Source organism: Bradyrhizobium sp. SZCCHNR1017 (genome assembly GCF_032381375.1).
Classification (GTDB): domain Bacteria; phylum Pseudomonadota; class Alphaproteobacteria; order Rhizobiales; family Xanthobacteraceae; genus Bradyrhizobium.
In genome coordinates, this window is record NZ_JAUHIR010000003.1 from 14,726 (window position 1) to 34,411 (window position 19,686).

18 protein-coding genes are annotated in these 19,686 nt (G+C 66.2%); 17 read left to right on the forward strand and 1 reads right to left on the reverse strand.

What is annotated here, in order from left to right; all coding sequences use genetic code 11:
• The first annotated feature begins 27 nt into the window (after positions 1 to 27).
• The 10 genes from QW863_RS08970 (at position 28) to QW863_RS09015 (ending at position 9,869) form a co-directional block, all read left to right on the forward strand.
• Positions 28 to 480, forward strand: coding sequence for a Fur family transcriptional regulator (locus QW863_RS08970; RefSeq protein WP_315716937.1), 453 nt, complete (start codon positions 28 to 30; stop codon positions 478 to 480).
• A complete protein-coding gene (locus tag QW863_RS08975) occupies positions 473 to 1,192 on the forward strand; it encodes an HAD family hydrolase (RefSeq protein WP_315716936.1) in 720 nt (239 codons plus the stop codon). The genes QW863_RS08970 and QW863_RS08975 overlap by 8 nt, the downstream gene beginning before the upstream one ends.
• A gap of 56 nt (positions 1,193 to 1,248) precedes the next feature.
• Positions 1,249 to 2,646, forward strand: a complete 1,398-nt coding sequence (gene miaB / locus QW863_RS08980) for a tRNA (N6-isopentenyl adenosine(37)-C2)-methylthiotransferase MiaB (RefSeq protein ID WP_315716935.1) — start codon at positions 1,249 to 1,251, stop codon at positions 2,644 to 2,646.
• Positions 2,647 to 2,710: 64 nt separating this feature from the next.
• The gene (locus QW863_RS08985; protein WP_315716934.1) at positions 2,711 to 3,688 is read left to right on the forward strand and encodes a PhoH family protein; all 978 of its coding nucleotides are present in this window, start codon (positions 2,711 to 2,713) and stop codon (positions 3,686 to 3,688) included.
• Between the two features lie 63 nt (positions 3,689 to 3,751).
• Complete coding sequence (gene ybeY, locus QW863_RS08990) at positions 3,752 to 4,261, forward strand: rRNA maturation RNase YbeY (RefSeq protein ID WP_315716933.1); 510 nt, start codon at positions 3,752 to 3,754, stop codon at positions 4,259 to 4,261.
• Between the two features lie 2 nt (positions 4,262 to 4,263).
• Positions 4,264 to 5,433: a hemolysin family protein gene (locus tag QW863_RS08995; RefSeq protein WP_315716932.1), complete on the forward strand. Its 1,170-nt coding sequence runs from the start codon at positions 4,264 to 4,266 to the stop codon at positions 5,431 to 5,433.
• A complete protein-coding gene (gene lnt / locus QW863_RS09000; protein WP_315716931.1) occupies positions 5,430 to 7,040 on the forward strand; it encodes an apolipoprotein N-acyltransferase in 1,611 nt (536 codons plus the stop codon). Before QW863_RS08995 ends, lnt begins: the two co-directional genes overlap by 4 nt.
• Before the next feature lie 232 nt (positions 7,041 to 7,272).
• Entirely contained in the window at positions 7,273 to 7,689 is a 417-nt protein-coding gene (locus QW863_RS09005) for a helix-turn-helix domain-containing protein (RefSeq protein WP_006615449.1), read from the forward strand.
• Positions 7,690 to 8,007: 318 nt separating this feature from the next.
• A complete protein-coding gene (locus tag QW863_RS09010) occupies positions 8,008 to 9,138 on the forward strand; it encodes a M20 family metallopeptidase (protein ID WP_315716930.1) in 1,131 nt (376 codons plus the stop codon).
• A complete protein-coding gene (locus tag QW863_RS09015) occupies positions 9,135 to 9,869 on the forward strand; it encodes a tRNA (guanine(46)-N(7))-methyltransferase TrmB (protein ID WP_315716929.1) in 735 nt (244 codons plus the stop codon). The genes QW863_RS09010 and QW863_RS09015 overlap by 4 nt, the downstream gene beginning before the upstream one ends.
• Before the next feature lie 21 nt (positions 9,870 to 9,890).
• Here QW863_RS09015 and QW863_RS09020 read toward each other — a convergent pair whose 3' ends face one another.
• Positions 9,891 to 10,967 carry a DUF2336 domain-containing protein gene (locus QW863_RS09020; protein ID WP_315716928.1) on the reverse strand — a complete coding sequence of 359 codons (1,077 nt, stop codon included), beginning with the start codon at positions 10,965 to 10,967 and terminating at the stop codon, positions 9,891 to 9,893.
• 425 nt (positions 10,968 to 11,392) lie between these two features.
• Here QW863_RS09020 and rimP point away from each other — a divergent pair, with 425 nt between their 5' ends.
• The 7 genes from rimP (at position 11,393) to rpsO (ending at position 19,400) form a co-directional block, all read left to right on the forward strand.
• Entirely contained in the window at positions 11,393 to 12,160 is a 768-nt protein-coding gene (gene rimP, locus QW863_RS09025; protein ID WP_315716927.1) for a ribosome maturation factor RimP, read from the forward strand.
• Positions 12,161 to 12,174: 14 nt separating this feature from the next.
• Positions 12,175 to 13,797, forward strand: coding sequence for a transcription termination factor NusA (nusA, locus tag QW863_RS09030; RefSeq protein ID WP_315716926.1), 1,623 nt, complete (start codon positions 12,175 to 12,177; stop codon positions 13,795 to 13,797).
• A gap of 80 nt (positions 13,798 to 13,877) precedes the next feature.
• Positions 13,878 to 14,591, forward strand: a complete 714-nt coding sequence (locus QW863_RS09035) for an RNA-binding protein (protein WP_315716925.1) — start codon at positions 13,878 to 13,880, stop codon at positions 14,589 to 14,591.
• 94 nt (positions 14,592 to 14,685) lie between these two features.
• The gene (gene infB, locus QW863_RS09040; protein ID WP_315716924.1) at positions 14,686 to 17,445 is read left to right on the forward strand and encodes a translation initiation factor IF-2; all 2,760 of its coding nucleotides are present in this window, start codon (positions 14,686 to 14,688) and stop codon (positions 17,443 to 17,445) included.
• Positions 17,446 to 17,605: 160 nt separating this feature from the next.
• The gene (rbfA, locus tag QW863_RS09045; RefSeq protein WP_315716923.1) at positions 17,606 to 18,022 is read left to right on the forward strand and encodes a 30S ribosome-binding factor RbfA; all 417 of its coding nucleotides are present in this window, start codon (positions 17,606 to 17,608) and stop codon (positions 18,020 to 18,022) included.
• Entirely contained in the window at positions 18,022 to 19,128 is a 1,107-nt protein-coding gene (gene truB, locus QW863_RS09050) for a tRNA pseudouridine(55) synthase TruB (RefSeq protein WP_315716922.1), read from the forward strand. The genes rbfA and truB overlap by 1 nt, the downstream gene beginning before the upstream one ends.
• Positions 19,129 to 19,130: 2 nt before the next feature.
• Positions 19,131 to 19,400 (forward strand): 30S ribosomal protein S15, encoded by a 270-nt coding sequence (gene rpsO, locus QW863_RS09055; protein WP_009025947.1) that lies wholly within the window; start codon positions 19,131 to 19,133, stop codon positions 19,398 to 19,400.
• Positions 19,401 to 19,686: the final 286 nt, after the last annotated feature.

Consider the following 19,686-nt stretch of genomic DNA (forward strand, 5'->3'; position numbering starts at 1 on the left):
GAAAGCGCATCCTTGAGGCGAGACACGATGACCTCCTTGAAAACCACGCCAGCGCTCAATTCCACCGGAATCGAGGCCCGCTGTGCCGCCACCGGCATGCGCATGACCGAGCAGCGCCGGGTCATTGCCCGCGTGCTCGCGGAAGCCTGCGACCATCCCGACGTCGAGGAGTTGTACCGGCGCTGCGTCGCCGTCGACGACAAGATCTCGATCTCCACGGTCTATCGCACCGTGAAGCTGTTCGAGGATGCCGGCATCATCGAACGCCATGATTTCCGCGAGGGCCGCGCCCGCTACGAGCAGATGCGCGACAGCCATCATGATCATCTGATCAATCTGCGCGACGGCAAGGTGATCGAGTTCACCTCCGAGGAGATCGAGAAGCTGCAGGCCGAGATCGCCCGCAAGCTCGGCTACAAGCTGGTCGATCACCGGCTGGAGCTGTATTGCGTGCCGCTCGACGAAGAGACGAATGGCTGACGCGGCGCCGGCTTCGAACCTCGATCTCGTCATTTTCGATTGCGATGGCGTGCTGGTCGACAGCGAGGTGATCTCCTGTCAGACGCACGCCGACGTGCTCAGCCTGTGCGGCTATCCGATCACGACCGAGCAGGTGTTCGCGCGGTTCCTGGGCCGCTCCCTGAAACAGGCGAAGCTCGAGGTCGAGGCCGAGCTCGGTCGTTCCCTGCCCGACGACTTCAACCCGAAACTGCAGGATCGCCTGTTCCGCGCCTTCGAGCAGGACCTCGCGGCCATCGACGGGATCGCGGAGGCGCTCGACACCATCGACGTGCCGGTGTGCGTCGCCTCCTCCGGCTCGCACCAGCGCATGCGCGTCAGCCTTGGCGCCACCCGGCTCTACGATCGCCTCGCCCCACACATCTTCTCATCCTCCCAGGTCGAGAACGGCAAGCCCGCGCCCGATCTGTTCCTGTTCGCGGCAGCGCAGATGAAGGCGCGTCCCGCGGCCTGCGTGGTGGTCGAGGACAGCACGGCCGGTATCCGGGGCGGTGTCGCCGCCGGCATGACAGTGCTCGGGTTTCACGGCGGCAGCCACTGCCGGCCCGGGCACGCCGACGACCTGCGCGCGGCCGGCGCCACCGTGGTTTTCGACGACATGCGGCAGTTGCCGGCGATTCTGAGCCGGCTGGCCGAGAAAAAGCCCGCGATCGCTGGATTTTCGGCCCCCTAGCCTATATCTGAGCGCGGCGCCGAATTGGGCGCGCCTCCGACTGCATGCAAGGGTTCATGACGCCGCCGCGCAAGCTGCACATCAAGTCCTATGGTTGCCAGATGAATGTCTACGATGCCCAGCGCATGGTGGACACGCTGGGGCCTGAGGGCTTCGTCGAGACCGCCGAGGCCGGTGACGCCGATCTCGTGATCCTCAACACCTGCCACATCCGCGAGAAGGCCTCCGAGAAGGTCTATTCGGAGCTCGGGCGGCTGCGGGTCGCGAAGCAGGACGCCGCGCGGGCCGGCCGGACGATGCAGATCGCCGTGGCCGGCTGCGTGGCGCAAGCGGAAGGCGAGGAGATCATCGCCCGCGCCCCCACCGTCGACGTCGTGGTCGGCCCGCAGAGCTACCACCATCTGCCGCAGCTCCTGGCCCAGGCCCGCCGCGGCGAGCGGGCGATCGAGACCGAATTCCCGGCCCAGGACAAGTTCGACTTCCTGGCGAAACCCAGCCGCGCGGCGATCCGCGCCCGCGGCGTCTCGGCCTTCGTGACCGTGCAGGAAGGCTGCGACAAGTTCTGCACCTTCTGCGTGGTGCCGTATACGCGCGGCAGCGAGATGTCGCGTGCGGTGACACGCATCGTCGACGACGTGACGCAGCTCGTCGACAATGGCGTTCGCGAGATCACCCTGATCGGCCAGAACGTCAACGCCTATCACGGCGAAGGCCCTGACGGCCGGCCCTGGACGCTGGGGCGGCTGCTCCATGGGATCGCCGAGATTCCGGGCGTGGGGCGGATCCGCTACTCGACCAGCCATCCCAACGACGTCGACGACAGCCTGATCGCGGCGCATCGCGATCTCGAAGCGGTGATGCCGTTCGTGCATCTGCCGGTTCAGTCGGGATCTGACCGCATCCTGAACGCCATGAACCGCAAACACACGGCGACTGACTATCGCAAAGTCGTCGACCGTTTTCGCGCCGTCCGTCACGACATTGCATTCTCTTCGGATTTCATCGTCGGGTTCCCGGGCGAGACCGAGGAAGATTTTCGCGCCACCCTCGCCCTGATCGACCAAATCGGCTACGCTGCGGCGTATTCGTTCAAGTATTCGCCGCGCCCGGGAACTCCGGCAGCGGACATGCCGGAGATGGTGTCAGCGACCGAGATGGACGAGCGATTGGAGCGCCTCCAGAGCTTGATCGACAGCCAGCAAGCAGCCTTCAACAAGGCCGCGATCGGCCAGGTCGTCGACGTGTTGTTCGAGCGGCCAGCGCGCAAGCCCGGGCAACTGGTCGGACGGACCGCGTATCTGCAACCGGCCCACGTCATGGCGTCCGACGACATCATCGGCCAGGTTCTGCCGGTGCGGATCGACAGTCTCGAACGCTACAGCCTGCTCGGCGAGCTCGTCACGGCCGCGCCGGCAGTGATCTCCCCCACGCCCCTCGTGTCCATCGGAGGCTGAGCACTTGCCCAAGAGCGCATCGGATCCGTCTTCCCTCGCTCCCAGCCGCAAGTACGACCGCGACATGTCCATGCCCCCCGAGACCCAGGTCGTCATCGATTTCGACGACAACCGTGCCGCCTCCGCCCTGGTTGGGCCTTACGGCCAGAATCTGGCCCTGGTCGAACGACGGCTCGGCGTCGTCGTCGATTCCCGCGGCAACCACATCACCATCGGCGGAACACGCGACGGCTGCGATGCCGCGCGGCGCGTGCTCGAATCGCTCTATGCGCAGGCCGTGAAGGGCCACGATCTGGCGCAGGGCGACGTCGAGGGCGCGATCCGCGCCGTGGTGGCGCAGGGCTCGCTGTTCGAGTTCGACGCCAAGAACGCCAAGAACGCGTTCGAGAGCATCAACCTGCGCAAGCGCCCGGTGCGCGCCCGCACCGCCGCGCAGGATTCCTACATCCGCGCGCTGAAGCGGCACGAGCTCGTGTTCGGCATCGGCCCGGCCGGCACCGGCAAGACCTGGCTTGCGGTCGCGCATGCGGCGCAGCTGTTCGAGCGGAAGGAGGTCGACCGCATCATCCTCTCACGCCCGGCGGTCGAAGCCGGCGAGCGGCTCGGCTTCCTGCCTGGTGACCTCCGCGAGAAGGTCGATCCCTATCTGCGCCCGATCTACGACGCGCTGTACGATCTGATGGATGCGCGCATCGTCGAGCGCGCGCTGCAGGCCGGCGAGATCGAGATCGCGCCGCTCGCCTTCATGCGCGGGCGCACCTTGACCAACGCCGCGATCATCCTCGACGAGGCGCAGAACACCACATCGATGCAGATGAAGATGTTCCTCACGCGTCTCGGCGAGAACAGCCGCATGATCATCACCGGCGATCCCTCGCAGGTCGATCTGCCGAACGGCCAGACCTCCGGACTCGCCGAAGCCGCGCGCCTGCTCGACGGTGTCGAGGGGATCGCACAGGTCCGGTTCACCGGCGAGGATGTCATCCGCCACGAATTGGTGGCGCGCATCGTCGCCGCCTATGAGGGGCCGAAAGCCCGCTGACGCGAGAGCAAGCACGCCGATGGTCGCGTCGTTCCAGCGCCATCCGCACAGATATCGACCAGGATGCCACAAAGTCCCATTCCAACGACCGAGGTGATCGTCGCAGCCGATTGCTGGCAGGACCAGCCTGACGCCGAGGACGTCATACAACGCGCCATTCTCGCCGCGGCCGAGATGGTCGACGCCGACGTCGGCGACGCCGAGATCGCCGTCATGCTGACGGACGACCAGGGCATCCGCACCCTGAACAGCAATTGGCGCGGCATCGACAAGCCCACCAACGTGCTGTCGTTTCCGGCGCTGCAGCCGACCGGACCGCGCGGCGAGGATGATGCCCCGCGCATGCTCGGCGACATCGCCATCGCCTATGAGACGATGCGGCGCGAGGCCGACGACGAACAGAAGCCGTTCGAGCATCATCTCAGCCATCTCACCGTGCACGGCTTCCTGCATCTGATCGGCTACGATCACGAGACCGATGACGAGGCCGAGGAGATGGAGGCGCTGGAGACCGAGATCCTGGCCCATCTCGGCATCCCCGATCCCTATGCCGATCGGGAACGGATGAACTGACCATGGCCGATTCCGAGCCCATCCATGACAATCCGCGCCAGACGCGCAATCTGCCGGCCGTGGTGCCGCCGGCCGAGCTCGGCCGCTCGCCGGGCGAGAACTGGCTGTTTCGCGCGCTGCGCAACCTGTTCGGCTGGAAAGGCGGCGGCTCGGTTCGCGACGACCTGCAGGTCGTGCTCGATGCCTCGACGCCCGATGACATCGGCTTCTCCGCGGTCGAGCGCACGCTCCTGCGCAACATCCTCGATTTGCACGAGCGGCGCATCGCCGACGTGATGGTGCATCGTGCCGACATCGTCGCCGTCCGGCGCGACATCACGCTCGGCGAACTGATGAGCCTGTTCGAGAGCGCATCGCATTCGCGCCTCGTCGTCTACAACGACACGCTCGACGACCCCGAAGGCATGGTGCACATCCGCGACCTGCTTGCCTTCACCACGGCGCAGGCCCGGGTCTCCGACGAGGTGAAGGCGCGGCGCAAGAAGCCGCTGCCCGCCGGCCTCGATCTCAAGGCCGTCGATCTGTCGATGCCGCTGTTCGAGGCCAATATCATCCGCAAGCTGCTCTACGTGCCGCCGTCGATGCGCGCGATCGACCTGCTGGCGCAAATGCAGGCCTCGCGCATCCACCTGGCGCTGGTCGTCGACGAATATGGCGGCACCGACGGGCTGGTCTCCATCGAGGACATCGTCGAGCAGATCGTCGGCGAGATCGACGACGAGCACGACAGCGACGAGCCGCCGGCGATCGTGCGGCAGGCCGACAACGCCTTCATCGCGGACGCCCGCGCCAGCCTCGACGACGTACGCCGGGTGATCGGCGAGGAGTTCGTGACGGGAGAGGCGGGCGAAGGGGTGGAGACGCTCGGCGGCTATCTCGTCAACCATGTCGGCCGGCTGCCGGTGCGCGGCGAGCTGATCTCCGGCCCCGGCAATTTCGAGGTCGAGGTGCTCGATGCCGATCCGCGCCGGGTCAAGCGCCTGCGCATCGCGCCGCGCAAGGAACGCCCGACGCCCCGCCCGCAGCGCGAAAGCCGGCGTCGAGACGTTGCGCCGGAAGTGACCCCGGCGGACACGGACGTCCCGGCCGAGCCGCCGCCGACAGAGGCCGGCCCTGCGCCGGTCCACGACGATAGCAGCCCGCCACGGGGCGATGGAGCCAGCTCACAGTGATCCGCCCATCGACGATTCGCGGCCTCGCCATTGGCGTTGTCCTGGCCTGGGGCTGGAAGCGTGCGGCGATCGCGCTCGCCGCCGGCGCGCTCTCCTCGCTCGCGATGGCCCCGTTCAACGCCTGGCCGGTGCTTGCGATCACCTTCCCGGTTCTGGTCTGGCTGATCGATGGCGCCGCGGCGGGACGGCGGCGCGGCATCCCGGCTGCCGCCTTCACCGGCTTCTGCTTCGGCATGGGCTATTTCGTCCCCGGCCTTTACTGGATCGGCAACGCGTTCCTGGTCGATGCCGACACCTTCGCCTGGCTGATGCCGTTCGCCGTGCTGGGCCTGCCGGCCTATCTCGCGCTGTTTCCGGCCCTAGGCTTCGCCTTGGCCCGGTTGATCTGGACGCGTGATGCAACCCGCATCCTGGCGCTCGCCGTCTGCCTGACCGCGAGCGAATGGCTGCGCGGCCACGCGCTCACCGGCTTCCCCTGGGACACGTTCGGCTATGCCCTGTCGCAGCCGCTCGCGCTGGCGCAGACGGCCTCGCTGATCGGGATCTGGGGCATGACGTTCCTGGCGATCGCGATCTTTGCCAGCCCCGCGGTGCTGATCGACGGCAAGACATGGCGTGAGCGCTGGCGGGCGCCGGCCGCGGCCGGCGCCCTGCTCGTGATGATGGGCGTGTTCGGCGCCATCCGGCTCGGCCTGCATCCGACAGCCTTCGTCGCCGACCTCAAGCTGCGGATCATGCAGCCGAACCTGCAGCAGGACGTGAAGTTCAACTATGGCGCCAAGGCCGATGTCATGCGCCGCTATCTGGCGCTGTCGGACCGCGCCTCGGGCCCGAACGCCACCGGCGTCCGGGACACCAACGTCCTGATCTGGCCGGAATCGGCGTTCCCGTTCTTCCTGACCCGCGAGGCGGACGCGATGGGCCAGATCGCCGACCTGCTGTCGCCGGGCACGGTGCTGATCACCGGTTCGATCCGCGCCCCCGACGCGCCTCGCAACACCCCCATCACCCGGGCCTACAATTCGATCTACGTGATCGATCACGACGGCACCGTGCTGTCGGTCTACGACAAGCTCCATCTGGTCCCGTTCGGCGAGTTCCTGCCGTTCCAGAATCTGCTGGAGCGGATCGGGCTCGAGCAGCTCACGCGGGTGCAGGGCGGCTTCATCCCCGGCACGGCGCGACGCAACCTGGACGTGCCACACGCTCCGCGTGTTCTTCCCTTGATCTGCTACGAGGCGATCTTTCCGAGTGACAGCGTGCCGACCGAAGAACGACCGGGCTGGATCGTCAACTTGACGAACGATGGCTGGTTCGGCATTTCGACTGGGCCTCATCAGCATCTGCAGCAAGCGCAGTGGCGCGCGATCGAGCAAGGACTTCCATTAGTTCGATCTGCGAACACCGGCATCTCCGCAGTGATCGATCCCGTCGGCCGTATCGTTAAGCAATTGCCTCTCGGCGCAGAGGGCGTGCTGGATTCCGCGCTGCCTGTTGCGTTGCAGCCGACAGCCTATGCAAGGCTCGGCGACATTCCGGTTGCGATCCTGTTAGTGATCGCCCTGAGCACCGTCGTTCGCAGACGTGTTGCTCAAAAGCTTCCCTGACGACAGCAAGATCTCGATTCTTTCCGGGTCCGTAAGATTTTTTTTGACAAGCAAAACCCCAAGTGTTGACAGATAGCTGCTGCAATTCGCATTCTCGCGCGGCAGCATGAGCCGTCCAGTTCGTTGCTCGGCCGTCTTCGTTAGTACGACATGCGAACATAAATTGACGGTGTGAGCGCCTGAGGCATACTGCGACCGCCTCGTTCCGAGGCCCATTCTAAGGAGTTGAGAGATGTCGACGAAAGCGCCCAACCCTGTTGACAAGCATGTCGGCAGCCGGGTGCGGATGCGCCGTATCATGTTGGGCATGAGCCAGGAAAAACTTGGCGAGGCTCTCGGACTCACGTTCCAGCAGATACAGAAGTACGAAAAAGGCACCAATCGAGTCGGCGCCAGCCGAATTCAGCAGATCTCGGAGGTTCTGCAGGTCCCGGTCTCCTTCCTGTTCGAAGGGGTCCCGAGTGGCGGGACCAACGGTGAAGCTTTCGGCGAAGGCGCTTCGCCCGCCTATGTGTCTGATTTCCTGGCAACCTCCGAAGGACTGGCGTTGACCCGCGCATTCACGCGGATCCACGATTCGAAGCTTCGTCGCAGCATCGTCGACCTGGTCGAGCAGATCGCTGATCGCGAAGCTCCGGAAGAAGGCTAGCTGATGCGCCGGCGCTGACATTCCTATCGTGATCACTCTCATAGGAATGTCAGCGCCCTCGGGGGGCCATCAGCGGGGCACGTTTGCGGACGACGCGCTGGGCACGCTGCATTCCGCCAGACGAATGAGCCGATAGACAGGTTGGATCACGACCAATAGAGCGCGATGGCTCCCCTTCGGGAAAGGCTATCGCGCTCTAAATCTTTTTATGCACATGTGGCCTGGAACTCCGGTGTCCCAGCCGCCAACCCGCCCTGCGACGCGCCAGTCCGCCGCCTGCTACCACTTCGTAACCATCGAGAACGATTTACAAAGCTCATGACCGCCAGCAGCAGCCCGTTCGATAGTCGCACAATTCTCGAAGGCATCCGCCAATGGGTCGAGATCGAGACCCCGACCGAGGCGCCTGATCAGGTCAACAAGCTGGCTTCGCTTGTCGCGGATGGCTATCGCGGGCTCGACGCCACGATCGAACGGATCGCCGGACGCGACGGCTGTGGCGACCACCTCGTCGCACGATCGTCGTGGGGACAGGACGAGCCGGGCATCCTGGTCCTGAGCCATCTCGACACGGTGCATCCGATCGGGTTCATCGCGCGGCTGCCGTTCGCAGTCGACGGCGACGTTGCGTACGGTCCCGGGATCTACGACATGAAGGGCGGCGCCTATCTCGCCTTTCACGCCTTTCGTCAGCTCTGCGCAGAGGGTCAAAAATCGCCGCTCGGCATTACTCATCTGTTCGTCTCGGATGAAGAGATCGGCAGCCCGACCTCGCGCGCGCTGATCGAGGAGGAAGGCCGCAAGGCGAAATACGTCCTCGTCACCGAGCCGGCGCGCGACGGCGGCAAGATCGTGACCGGACGCAAGGGCGTGGCGCGGTTCGACGTGGCAATCCGCGGCGTGCCCGCGCACGCCGGCGCGCGTCCACAGGATGGACGCAGTGCGATCCGCGAACTCGCCAACGTCATCCATGCGCTCGAAGCGCTCAACGACCCCGCCCGCGGCATCACCGTGAATGTCGGCGTCGTGCGTGGGGGCACCCGTCCCAACGTGATCGCTGAGGAAGCTTACGCCGAGGTCGATGCACGGCTGCCGACGCCTGCCGATGCCGAAGAAATCCTGCCCAAGATCCTGGGGCTGACCTCGCGCAGCGATGGCGTCACGGTCGAAGTGAGCGGCGAGGTGAACCGGCCGCCTTACGTCAAGGGCAACGCCGGCGCCGCCCTGTTCGAGCATGCGAAATCCCTGGCCGACGAGATCGGCTTCGAGCTGGTGGACACCTATACCGGGGGCGGTTCCGACGGCAATTTCACCGCACCGTTCACGGCGACGCTCGATGGGCTCGGCGTCGATGGCAAGGGCGCGCATACGCATTACGAGCAGATGTACATCTCCTCGATCGAGCCGCGGACAAGGCTGCTCTACCGTCTCTATCAAACCCTGCGATGAGCCCCGCGATCAACATGCCCGTCGACGACGATCACACCGGCACCGAGGCCCTGCACGGCCAGGGCTCGTTCTTCGGCCGGCGCAAGGGCCACAAGCTGCGGGCGCATCAGGCCGGCCTGGTCGACAACCTGCTGCCGCACCTCGCGCTCGATCTCGCCGCGCCCGCGGAAGCCGTGCTGCCCACGCTGTACGATCCGCCGGTCGACGCGCTGCGGCTGGAGATCGGGTTTGGCGGCGGCGAGCATCTTGCCGCCGAAGCGAAGGCGTTTCCGACCACCGGCTTCATCGGCTGCGAGCCCTATGTCAACGGCATGGCCAAGATCCTGTCGGCCATCGAGGCCGACAACATCGGCAATATCAGGCTGGTGGCGGGCGACGCCGCCGAGCTGTTGGCCTGGCTGCCGCCGCAGTCGCTGCAGCGCATCGACCTGATCCATCCCGATCCCTGGCCGAAGCGGCGGCACTGGAAGCGGCGTTTCGTGCAGGATGCGACGATCGCAGCGATGGCGCGCGTCCTGAAGCCCGGCGGCGAGTTCCGCTTCGTCAGCGACATCGCCGACTATTGCGCCTGGACGCTGTGGCATCTGCTGCGTTCGCCGGAGTTCGCCTGGACGGCCGAGCGCGCCGACGACTGGCGTCTGCCCTGGCTGGGCTACACCATGACGCGCTACGGGCGGAAGGCCACGCGCGAAGGCCGCGTCGCCAACTATCTGATCTTCAGCCGGCGCTGACCGCTGCGCCGGCGAGGTCACTCAGTGTCGTGTCTTCCAGAACGCGACGACGCGTTCGGCGGTCGATGGCAGCAGGCGCGCGTAGTTGACCCTGATCGCATCGATATCGCGCGGCGCCGGCACGCGTTTCGGTCCGAGGCGCAGCAGGATCAGTGCGTGCACGGTGCGCCAATCGAGCCCGATCATGCGCCCCAGGATCAGCAGCGGATCGTGACGATCGCCCGACACCAGCCGGTCGAGCGTCGCGATCTTCAATCCCGTCATTGCGGCGAGCGCCGCGATGACCTCCTCGTATTTGTGCTCGGATGCGAAGCCGAACAACGCCGACTGGTCCAAGGCACCGGCTTCATACAGCGACAGGATGGTCCGCTGCGCCGGCACGAAATCGCGCGTGCTATGCGCTGTACGCTCCGCATCGGCGAGTTCGGCGAGAGCCTGCCTGATCCTCGCCTGCTTGTCCGGCGGCACGACATCGAACAGCCGCCGCCTGATGACATCGAGCGAGCCGGCCAGCAGTTGTTTCAGATGATCGTCGGAAACATCTGCGCGCCGGCCGACCGTGAGCGTCAGCACGCCGTCTGAACTCGCGCGGTGGATCAGCGCGGCATAGCCGCGCGGGGAAAATGCTGCGCCGTCATTGGCAGCGGTCCGCCGCACCACGTCGCGATCACCTCGGCGCACCAGCACATCGGTCGTATCGGCCGATAGGCACGTCCGCTCTGCCATCGCGAGCAAATGACCCTGGCTCTTGTCGCGCGCAATAGCGATGAGCACGGGATCGTCGAGCACGAGCGAACGGCGCAACAGCGGACCCGCCACCGCAACCTCGTCGTCGCGCGCCAGCCGGCTGACGACGGCACGGGGCGCCTTGAGGAGCCGCGACAACCGCTCCGCCAGATCGATCCGCGTCGGCAGATCCGCGAACGGGACCAGATCGATCAGGAGACCGTCGAACAGATTGATATGCTCGGGACGCAGCTTCGTCGCATCCTCGAAGAACAGGTCGGCGATGCGGCGCGTGGCCTCGAGGCCGCGTTCAGCATTGCCCTGCCTGACGATCCCGCCGAGGCCGGGGATCAGCGCGGTTGCCGGGGTCATGGACGTCTACTCGATACGCAACACGCCACGTTTCCGTGCGCTCCACTCCGTGCGGCACGACGACGGGGGCGAAAAGCACGAACTCAGCTCATTTTTAAGCGATCTTGGTGAATGAAGGGTTAGACCCTGCGGCATTCGGCCGTTCCCGGTCAGGGAAAACGATCCGATCCGCAGTCCGGGCGCGGAGCAAATTCCCAGTTCCAGGCGCCGTTTGAGGCGACACGACCCTTGCCGTCAGGCGGCAAAGCGGCTATATGAGCGCCATCAAACATCATCTCATATACGATCGCGTAGTGAGGGTGGGCCCTTCCGGACCCGCTCTTTTTTGTTACCTGGATCGCTCCGCCACGGGCGGGATCGGTCCGGTGAGCGCGATCGAACAGGCCCGACGGCCCAACCAAGCAAGACACGCGATCGACGCCTCGATGACGGAACCTACGTTCGCAACCGCTGACACCGACCTCCTGACCGAGCCCCGTCTCGTCGTCGAGCCGGGCGTCGCGGCGCGCGTGGCGGCGGTGGCCGACCCGGTGCTGCAGGGAATGGGGTACCGCCTGGTGCGGATCCGCATTTCGGGCGAAGGTGGTTGCACGGTCCAGGTGATGGCCGAGCGTCCCGACGGCACGATGCAGATCGAGGATTGCGAGGCGGTGTCGCGGGCGCTGTCGCCGGTGCTGGACATCGCCGATCCGATCGACCGCGCCTACCGCCTCGAGATCTCCTCGCCGGGCATCGACCGGCCGCTGGTCCGCCGCTCCGATTTCGAACGTCACATCGGTCATCTCGTCAAGATCGAGATGGCGGTGGCACATCAGAACCGCAAACGCTTCCGCGGCATCATCGCCGGCGTCGAAGGCGACGGCGTGCGCATCACCCGCGATGACGTGGCCAAGGACCAGGAGCCGGATGTCGTGCTGCCGATGGCCGACATCGGCGACGCAAAGATGGTGCTGACCGACGAGCTGATCGCCGAATCCATGCGCCGCGGCAAGGCGGCCGAGCGCGAGAAGAAGCGCGAGCTTGGAATCGTCCCACCGCTGGCGCCGCACGCCAAGCCGGCGGCCCAGGCGAAACCCAAGCCGAAGCCGAAAGCAAAAGACGACAAGCCGGCCAAGAAGCCGCTGCCGACCAATACCAAGAAACATCGCCTCGCCGCCGATCGCGCGCGCAGAGGCGAGATCGATCCTGATTAGAGGAGACTTGAGCCATGGCCGTCAGCGCCAACCGGTTGGAACTGCTGCAGATCGCCGACGCCGTCGCGCGCGAGAAGTCGATCGACCGCGGCATCGTGATCGCCGCGATGGAAGACGCGATCGCCAAGGCCGCCCGCGCCCGCTACGGCAGCGAGACCGACGTTCATGCCGAGATCGATCCGAAGAAGGGTGAGCTGCGGCTGTCGCGCCACATGCTGGTGGTCGAGAAGGTCGAGAACCCCTCCAACCAGATCTCGCTGGATGATGCGCGCCGCGCCAACCCGGGCGCGCAGATCGGCGACACCATCGCCGACACCCTGCCGCCGCTGGAATATGGCCGCATCGCCGCGCAGTCGGCCAAGCAGGTCATCGTGCAGAAGGTGCGCGAGGCCGAGCGCGACCGGCAGTACCAGGAGTTCAAGGACCGCATCGGCGACATCGTCAATGGCGTCGTCAAGCGCGTCGAATATGGCAGCGTGATCCTCGACCTCGGCCGCGGCGAGGCGATCATCCGCCGCGACGAGATGCTGCCGCGCGAGGTGTTCCGCAACGGCGACCGCGTCCGCGCCTACGTCTTCGACGTCCGCCGCGAGACCCGCGGCCCGCAGATCTTCCTGTCGCGCACCCATCCGCAATTCATGGCCAAGCTGTTCGCGCAGGAGGTGCCGGAGATTTATGACGGCATCGTCGAGATCAAGGCGGTCGCTCGCGACCCCGGCTCGCGCGCCAAGATCGGCGTTGTCTCCCGCGACTCCTCGGTCGACCCCGTCGGCGCCTGCGTCGGCATGCGCGGCTCGCGCGTGCAGGCGGTGGTGAACGAGCTGCAGGGCGAGAAGATCGACATCATTCCGTGGTCGCCCGACATCGCGACCTTCGTGGTCAACGCGCTGGCGCCGGCCGAGGTCGCCAAGGTCGTCATCGACGAGGACCGCGAGCGCATCGAGGTCGTGGTGCCCGACACCAACAACCAGCTCTCGCTGGCGATCGGCCGCCGCGGCCAGAACGTCCGCCTCGCCTCGCAGCTGACCGGCTGGGACATCGACATCCTGACCGAGCAGGAGGAATCCGAGCGCCGCCAGGCCGATTTCGAGAATTCCACCCGCGTGTTCATGGAATCGCTGAACGTCGACGAGGTCGTCGGCCAGCTGCTGGCGTCCGAAGGCTTCACCTCGGTCGAGGAGCTCGCCTTGGTCGACCTCAAGGATCTCGCCGGCATCGAGGGCTTCGACGAGGAGACCGCGACCGAGCTGCAGACCCGCGCCCGCGAATTCCTCGAGCAGCAGGAAGCCGAGCTCGAGGCCAGGCGTAAGGAGCTCGGCGTCGAGGACGCGGTGAAGGACGTGCCCGGCGTCACCACCAAGATGCTGGTCAAGTTCGGCGAGAACGACATCAAGACAGTCGAGGACCTCGCGGGCTGCGCGACCGACGATCTGGTCGGCTGGACCGAGCGCAAGGAGGGTGGCGAAGCCACCAAATTCCCCGGCATTCTCGACGGTCTCGATATCTCCCGCGACGATGCCGAGGCCATGGTCATGCAGGCCCGCGTCAAGGCCGGCTGGGTCAGTGAGGCTGACCTCGCCAAGGCCGAAGCCGAACCCGAGAATGAGGACGAAACGACCGAAGGACAGCCCGCCTGACCCGCTTGGCTCGTCCCATGGACACCACGATGACCCCCTCCCTGACCCAGCTCGCTTGAGATGAGGAGCCGCATCACCGCATGCTCGCTTTGGCCGACCCCGAGCTCGACAATGGACCGCGGACCGAGAAGTCCGCGACCATGCGCATGTGCGCCGTCAGCCGCGAAGTGCGGCCGATCGGCGAGCTGATCCGCTTCGTCGTCGGCCCGTCGGGCGAGGTCGTGCCCGACATCAAGCGCAAGCTGCCCGGACGGGGCTTGTGGATCACCGCCTCGCGCCAGGCGGTTGCGGAGGCGGTGCGGCGTCACCATTTCAGCCGGGGCTTCAAGACCAACGTCCGCGTCCCGCCAACCCTTGTCGAAGACCTGGAAGCCTTGCTGGCCCGCAGCGCGATCGAAGCGCTGGGGATTGCCGCCAAGGCCGGTCAGGTCGTCTCCGGTTTCTCCAAGGTGGAAGCGGCGCTGTCGCAGCGGCCATCACGGTCGACATTGGCAGCCCTCGTCCATGCCGCGGACGGCGCAGCCGACGGGATCCGCAAGCTCGACGCGCTGGTGCGGCCGAACGACGGGGGTCAGAACCAAGCCCCGACAATTCCGATCATCTGCTGTCTCACTTCGGCAGAATTGGATTTGGCACTTGGGCGCTCAAATGTGATACATGCTGCCGTGCTCGCAGGCCCGGCGAGCAGGACATTCCTGTCGCGCAGCCAGACACTGGTCCGATACCGGTCGGCCGACGCTGACAAGATTGCCGGAACCGCGGCCACGAAATCTGCTTCGACTTCGAAGACATAGCACTTTGAAGCCATAGCTACGAAGACATCGCGACGATTGCACGAATGAGACGGTGCGGTAGCCCGCACGCTGGTAACGAGATTAGGACGACTGAATGGCCGACAACAACACTCCGGGCGACAAGAAACTGAGTGTCCCGAGCAAGACCTTGACGCTGAAGCCGCGCGTCGAGACCGGCACGGTACGCCAGAGCTTCCCACATGGCCGGAGCAAGCAGGTGGTGGTCGAGAAGCGCGGCAAGCGCCGCGTCGGCGATGGGGGGCCCGATGCTCCGCATGCACCGGAGCCGACCGTCGCCAAGGCGCCGCCGCCCCCGCCATCGCCGCGCTCATCCGGACCGCGCCCATCCGGCTCGTCGCAGCGCGGCGGGTCCGGCGTCGTGCTCCGCACCCTGACCGAGGACGAGCGCTCGGCGCGCGCCAGCGCGCTGGCCGATGCCCGCGTGCGCGACATCGAGGAACGCCGCCAGGCCGAAGAGGAAGCCCGCCGCCGCGCCGAGCGCGAAGCCGCCGAACGCGCCGAGCGCGAGGCTGCCGAGGCGCGCCGCAAGGCCGAGGAAGAGCGGCACCGTCACGAAGAGGAAGCCAAGCGCAAGGCCGAGCTCGAAGCCAAGAAGCGGTTCGGTGAAGGCGAGGCGCCCCGTCCGGCGACATCCGCGCCCCAGCCCGCCGCAGCCGCACCGGCCCGCTCGACGCCCGCCCCCGGCAGGCCCGTCGGCGCACCGGGCAGCCGGCCGCAGCAGATTGGTGGTCCGAGCTCGCGGCCCGGTGGCGCTCAGCCGGCGGGCGCACGCCCGGCCGGCGCCCGTCCTGCCGCCGGCGGTCCGCTCGGCCGCGCGCCGGCGGCGGTTGCCGCCGGTCCGGACGAGGATGAGGGTCCGCGCCAGATCCGCAGGGGTCCCGGCGGAGCCGCACGTCCCGCGCCGCCGCCGAAGACCACGCACAAGCCGGGCCCGCAGAAGCAGCGCGGCCGCCTGACGGTGGTCACGGCGCTCACGGCCGACGATGTGCGCGAGCGCTCGATCGCGTCGTTCCGCCGCCGCACCCAGCGCCTGAAGGGCCATGCCGCCAACGAGCAGAAGGAGAAGCTCGTCCGCGAGGTGACGATTCCGGAAGCCATCACCATCCAGGAGCTGGCGAACCGCATGTCGGAGCGCGCGGTCGACGTGATCCGTCTGCTGATGCGCCAGGGCGCGATGCACAAGATCACCGACGTGATCGATGCCGACACCGCGCAGCTGATCGCGGAAGAACTCGGCCACACCGTCAAGCGCGTCGCCGCCTCGGACGTGGAGGAGGGCCTGTTCGACGTCGTCGACGATTCGACCGACACCGAGCCGCGCTCGCCGGTCGTCACCGTCATGGGCCACGTCGACCACGGCAAGACCTCGCTGCTCGACGCGCTGCGCCACGCCAATGTGGTCTCGGGTGAAGCCGGCGGCATCACCCAGCACATCGGCGCCTATCAGGTGACCGCGCCGGATTCCGGCAAGAAGATCACCTTCATCGACACGCCCGGCCACGCCGCGTTCACCGCGATGCGCGCCCGCGGAGCCAAGGTCACCGACATCGTCGTGCTGGTGGTCGCGGCCGATGACGGCGTCATGCCGCAGACGATCGAGGCGATCAATCACGCCAAGGCGGCGAAGGTGCCGATGATCGTGGCGATCAACAAGATCGACAAGCCCGACGCCCGTCCCGAGCGCGTCCGCACCGAGCTGCTCCAGCACGAGGTTCAGGTCGAATCGCTGGGCGGCGAGGTCGTCGACGTCGAGGTGTCCGCCAAGAACAAGACCAATCTCGATCGTCTGCTCGAGATGATCGCGTTGCAGGCGGACATCCTCGACCTCAAGACCAATTCGGATCGCCCGGCCGAAGGCACCGTGATCGAAGCCAAGCTCGATCGCGGCCGCGGTCCGGTCGCCACCGTGTTGGTTCAGCGCGGCACCTTGCGGGTCGGCGATATCATCGTCGCCGGCGCCGAGATGGGCCGCGTCCGCGCGCTGATCTCGGACCAGGGCGAGACGCTGCAGGAGGCAGGCCCGTCGGTGCCGGTCGAGGTGCTCGGCTTCAACGGTCCGCCGGAAGCTGGCGATCGTCTCGCCGTCGTCGAGAACGAAGCCCGTGCCCGCCAGGTCACCAGCTACCGCGCGCATCAGAAGCGCGAGAACGCGGCAGCCTCGATCTCCGGCATGCGCGGTTCGCTCGAACAGATGATGTCGCAATTGAAGACTGTGGGCCGCAAGGAATTCCCGCTGATCATCAAGGCCGACGTGCAGGGCTCGCTGGAAGCCATTCTCGGCTCGCTGGAGAAGCTCGGCACCGAGGAGGTCGCCGCCCGCATCCTGCATGCCGGCGTCGGCGGCATCAGCGAGTCCGACGTCACGCTGGCCGAAGGCTTCAACGCCGCGATCATCGGCTTCTCGGTGCGAGCCAACAAGGAAGCGGCCGCACTCGCCAAGCGCAACGGCATCGAGATCCGCTACTACAACATCATCTACGACCTCGTGGATGACGTGAAGAAGGCGATGAGCGGCCTCCTGGCCCCCACGCTTCGGGAAACCATGCTCGGCAATGCGCAGATCCTGGAGGTGTTCAACATCTCCAAGGTCGGCAAGGTCGCCGGCTGCCGCGTCACCGACGGCACTGTCGAACGCGGCGCCAATGTCCGCCTGATCCGCGACAACGTCGTGGTTCACGAGGGCAAGCTGTCGACCCTGAAGCGCTTCAAGGACGAAGTGAAGGAAGTGCAGGCCGGCCAGGAATGCGGCATGGCCTTCGAGAGCTACGGCGACATGCGTGTCGGCGACGTCATCGAGTGTTATCGCGTGGAGACCATCCAGCGCTCGCTGTAAGTCCGAATCCTACAGAGCGCTGCAATTCGAGCGAGCAGCGATTCCGTGCACCTGCGGAATCGCCGCGCCTCTTGAACTTAACGAAGCGTCGTTGAACTCAATCAGAATGATCCTCTCGCCCGTGCTCACGCCGGGCGACGATCCATTGGATTTTTGAAAAATGCCTCGCCATCACCAGAGGGGAAGCGCCGCTTCCGGCGGCTCGCAGCGTCAGTTGCGCGTGGCCGAGACCGTGCGTCACGCTGTCGCCGACATTCTCAGCCACGGTGACGTGCACGACCCGGACCTGGAGGGACACATCATTACGGTGCCCGAAGTCCGCATGTCGCCCGACCTGAAGCTCGCCACGATCTACATCATGCCGCTCGGCGGACAGGATACGGACGTCGTGCTCACGGCGCTGGAGCGCAACAAGAAGTTCCTGCGCGGCGACATCGCGCGGCGCGTTAACCTGAAATTTGCACCTGACATCCGCTTCCGCGTCGACGAGCGATTCGACGAAGCGGAACGGATCGAGAAATTACTGCGAACACCCGCGGTGCAGAGAGACCTCAATTCGGATTCGGAAGAGAGCTGATGACCATTCCCCCCGAAACCGGCACTGTCGACGCGCCGAGCGCCGAACCGTCCGCGGCCAAAACGATCCATTCTGCCGACGGACGCCCGCCGCGCGACAACAACGATCCGCGCCACAAGCCGCGCCAAGGGAACGGTCAGGGCAACCAGCCGCGCCGCGATCGTCGCGACGTCCATGGCTGGGTCGTGCTCGACAAGCCGATCGGCATGACCTCGACCCAGGCCGTGGCGGTGGTGAAGCGCCTGTTCCAGGCCAAGCGCGCCGGCCATGCCGGCACGCTCGATCCGCTCGCCTCCGGCGGCCTGCCGATCGCGCTGGGCGAAGCCACCAAGACGGTTCCCTTCGTGATGGACGGCCGCAAGCGCTACCGCTTCACCGTGACCTGGGGCGAGGAGCGCGATACCGACGACACCGAAGGACGGGTCGTCGAGACCAGCGACAGCCGGCCGGATGCCGCGGCGATCCGGGCGCTACTGCCGCAATTTACCGGCCGGATCGAGCAGACGCCGCCGCGCTATTCCGCGATCAAGATCCAGGGCGAGCGCGCCTATGATCTCGCACGCGACGGCGAGGTCGTCGAGCTCCAGCCGCGCCCGGTCGAGATCCATGAACTGACCCTCGTCGACCAGCCCGACCCCGACCATTCGGTATTCGAGGCGGAATGCGGTAAGGGAACCTATGTCCGGGCGCTGGCCCGCGACATGGGCCGCCTCCTCGGCTGTTACGGCCATATCAGCGCGCTCCGACGGACCCTGGTGGGTCCGTTTACCGAGAACGACATGATTCCGCTGGAACAGTTGGAGGCTTTGTGCAATAGAGCCGCGTCCGGTGAGGGAAGCCTCGCCGACGCACTCCTGCCCGTTGAGACCGCGCTGGACGACATCCCGGCACTGGCCGTCACTCGGGCTGATGCGGCAAGGCTCCACAGGGGCCAGGCCGTTTTGTTGCGCGGACGGGATGCGCCCAATAGTAGCGGCACAGTCTATGTCACGGTCGCAGGCCGCCTTCTGGCGCTTGCCGAAATTGGCAATGGCGAACTCATCCCCAAGCGCGTGTTCAACCTGACCGGACTGACTGCCAGCTCCGGTCGCAACGAAAGAGACTGACGATGTCGGTGACCGCAGAGCGCAAGGCGGAAATCATCAAGGCGAACGCCACCAAGGCCGGTGATACCGGTTCTCCCGAGGTGCAGGTTGCGATCCTGTCGGAACGCATCAACAACCTGACCAGCCATTTCAAGACCCACGGCAAGGACAACCACTCCCGCCGCGGCCTCCTGAAGCTGGTGTCGACCCGCCGTTCGCTGCTGGACTATCTGAAGAAGAACGACGAGGCGCGCTACAAGGCGCTGCTCGAGAAGCACAACATCCGTCGTTGAGCTTCGCGTTGGAATGGGCGCGCGCGGTATTGCGCGCGTTGATGGCATGATGCCGAGGACGCCGCTTCGATCGCGGCGTTCGCGAGTCCGGGATCGTGCGGTCCGGCTGGGTCTGGAAAGAGGCAGATACGCTCTTCGCCTGATCCTGCCCGGACCATGCAGTACGCCTCAGCAGCAATCCGGCCGCTGGGCGTAACGGGCAAGGTGCCCGTTATTTACGAGAAGGATGGACGCCATCCGAAATAAGAAAACCATGGCAGGATCGCAGGGCGCTGATCGTTTTCCA

Excerpts from the sequence above, each read along its gene's own strand:
- ybeY (WP_315716933.1), top strand. The coding sequence starts at position 3,752 with ATGCCACAAAGTCCCATTCCAACGACCGAGGTGATCGTCGCAGCCGAT.
- rbfA (WP_315716923.1), top strand. The coding sequence starts at position 17,606 with ATGCCTCGCCATCACCAGAGGGGAAGCGCCGCTTCCGGCGGCTCGCAG.
- infB (WP_315716924.1), top strand. The coding sequence starts at position 14,686 with ATGGCCGACAACAACACTCCGGGCGACAAGAAACTGAGTGTCCCGAGC.
- rimP (WP_315716927.1), top strand. The coding sequence starts at position 11,393 with ATGACGGAACCTACGTTCGCAACCGCTGACACCGACCTCCTGACCGAG.
- QW863_RS09020 (WP_315716928.1), bottom strand. The coding sequence starts at position 10,967 with ATGACCCCGGCAACCGCGCTGATCCCCGGCCTCGGCGGGATCGTCAGG.
- QW863_RS09035 (WP_315716925.1), top strand. The coding sequence starts at position 13,878 with ATGCTCGCTTTGGCCGACCCCGAGCTCGACAATGGACCGCGGACCGAG.
- QW863_RS08975 (WP_315716936.1), top strand. The coding sequence starts at position 473 with ATGGCTGACGCGGCGCCGGCTTCGAACCTCGATCTCGTCATTTTCGAT.
- QW863_RS08995 (WP_315716932.1), top strand. The coding sequence starts at position 4,264 with ATGGCCGATTCCGAGCCCATCCATGACAATCCGCGCCAGACGCGCAAT.
- QW863_RS09015 (WP_315716929.1), top strand. The coding sequence starts at position 9,135 with ATGAGCCCCGCGATCAACATGCCCGTCGACGACGATCACACCGGCACC.
- QW863_RS08985 (WP_315716934.1), top strand. The coding sequence starts at position 2,711 with ATGTCCATGCCCCCCGAGACCCAGGTCGTCATCGATTTCGACGACAAC.
- truB (WP_315716922.1), top strand. The coding sequence starts at position 18,022 with ATGACCATTCCCCCCGAAACCGGCACTGTCGACGCGCCGAGCGCCGAA.
- QW863_RS09005 (WP_006615449.1), top strand. The coding sequence starts at position 7,273 with ATGTCGACGAAAGCGCCCAACCCTGTTGACAAGCATGTCGGCAGCCGG.
- nusA (WP_315716926.1), top strand. The coding sequence starts at position 12,175 with ATGGCCGTCAGCGCCAACCGGTTGGAACTGCTGCAGATCGCCGACGCC.
- rpsO (WP_009025947.1), top strand. The coding sequence starts at position 19,131 with ATGTCGGTGACCGCAGAGCGCAAGGCGGAAATCATCAAGGCGAACGCC.
- miaB (WP_315716935.1), top strand. The coding sequence starts at position 1,249 with ATGACGCCGCCGCGCAAGCTGCACATCAAGTCCTATGGTTGCCAGATG.
- QW863_RS08970 (WP_315716937.1), top strand. The coding sequence starts at position 28 with ATGACCTCCTTGAAAACCACGCCAGCGCTCAATTCCACCGGAATCGAG.
- QW863_RS09010 (WP_315716930.1), top strand. The coding sequence starts at position 8,008 with ATGACCGCCAGCAGCAGCCCGTTCGATAGTCGCACAATTCTCGAAGGC.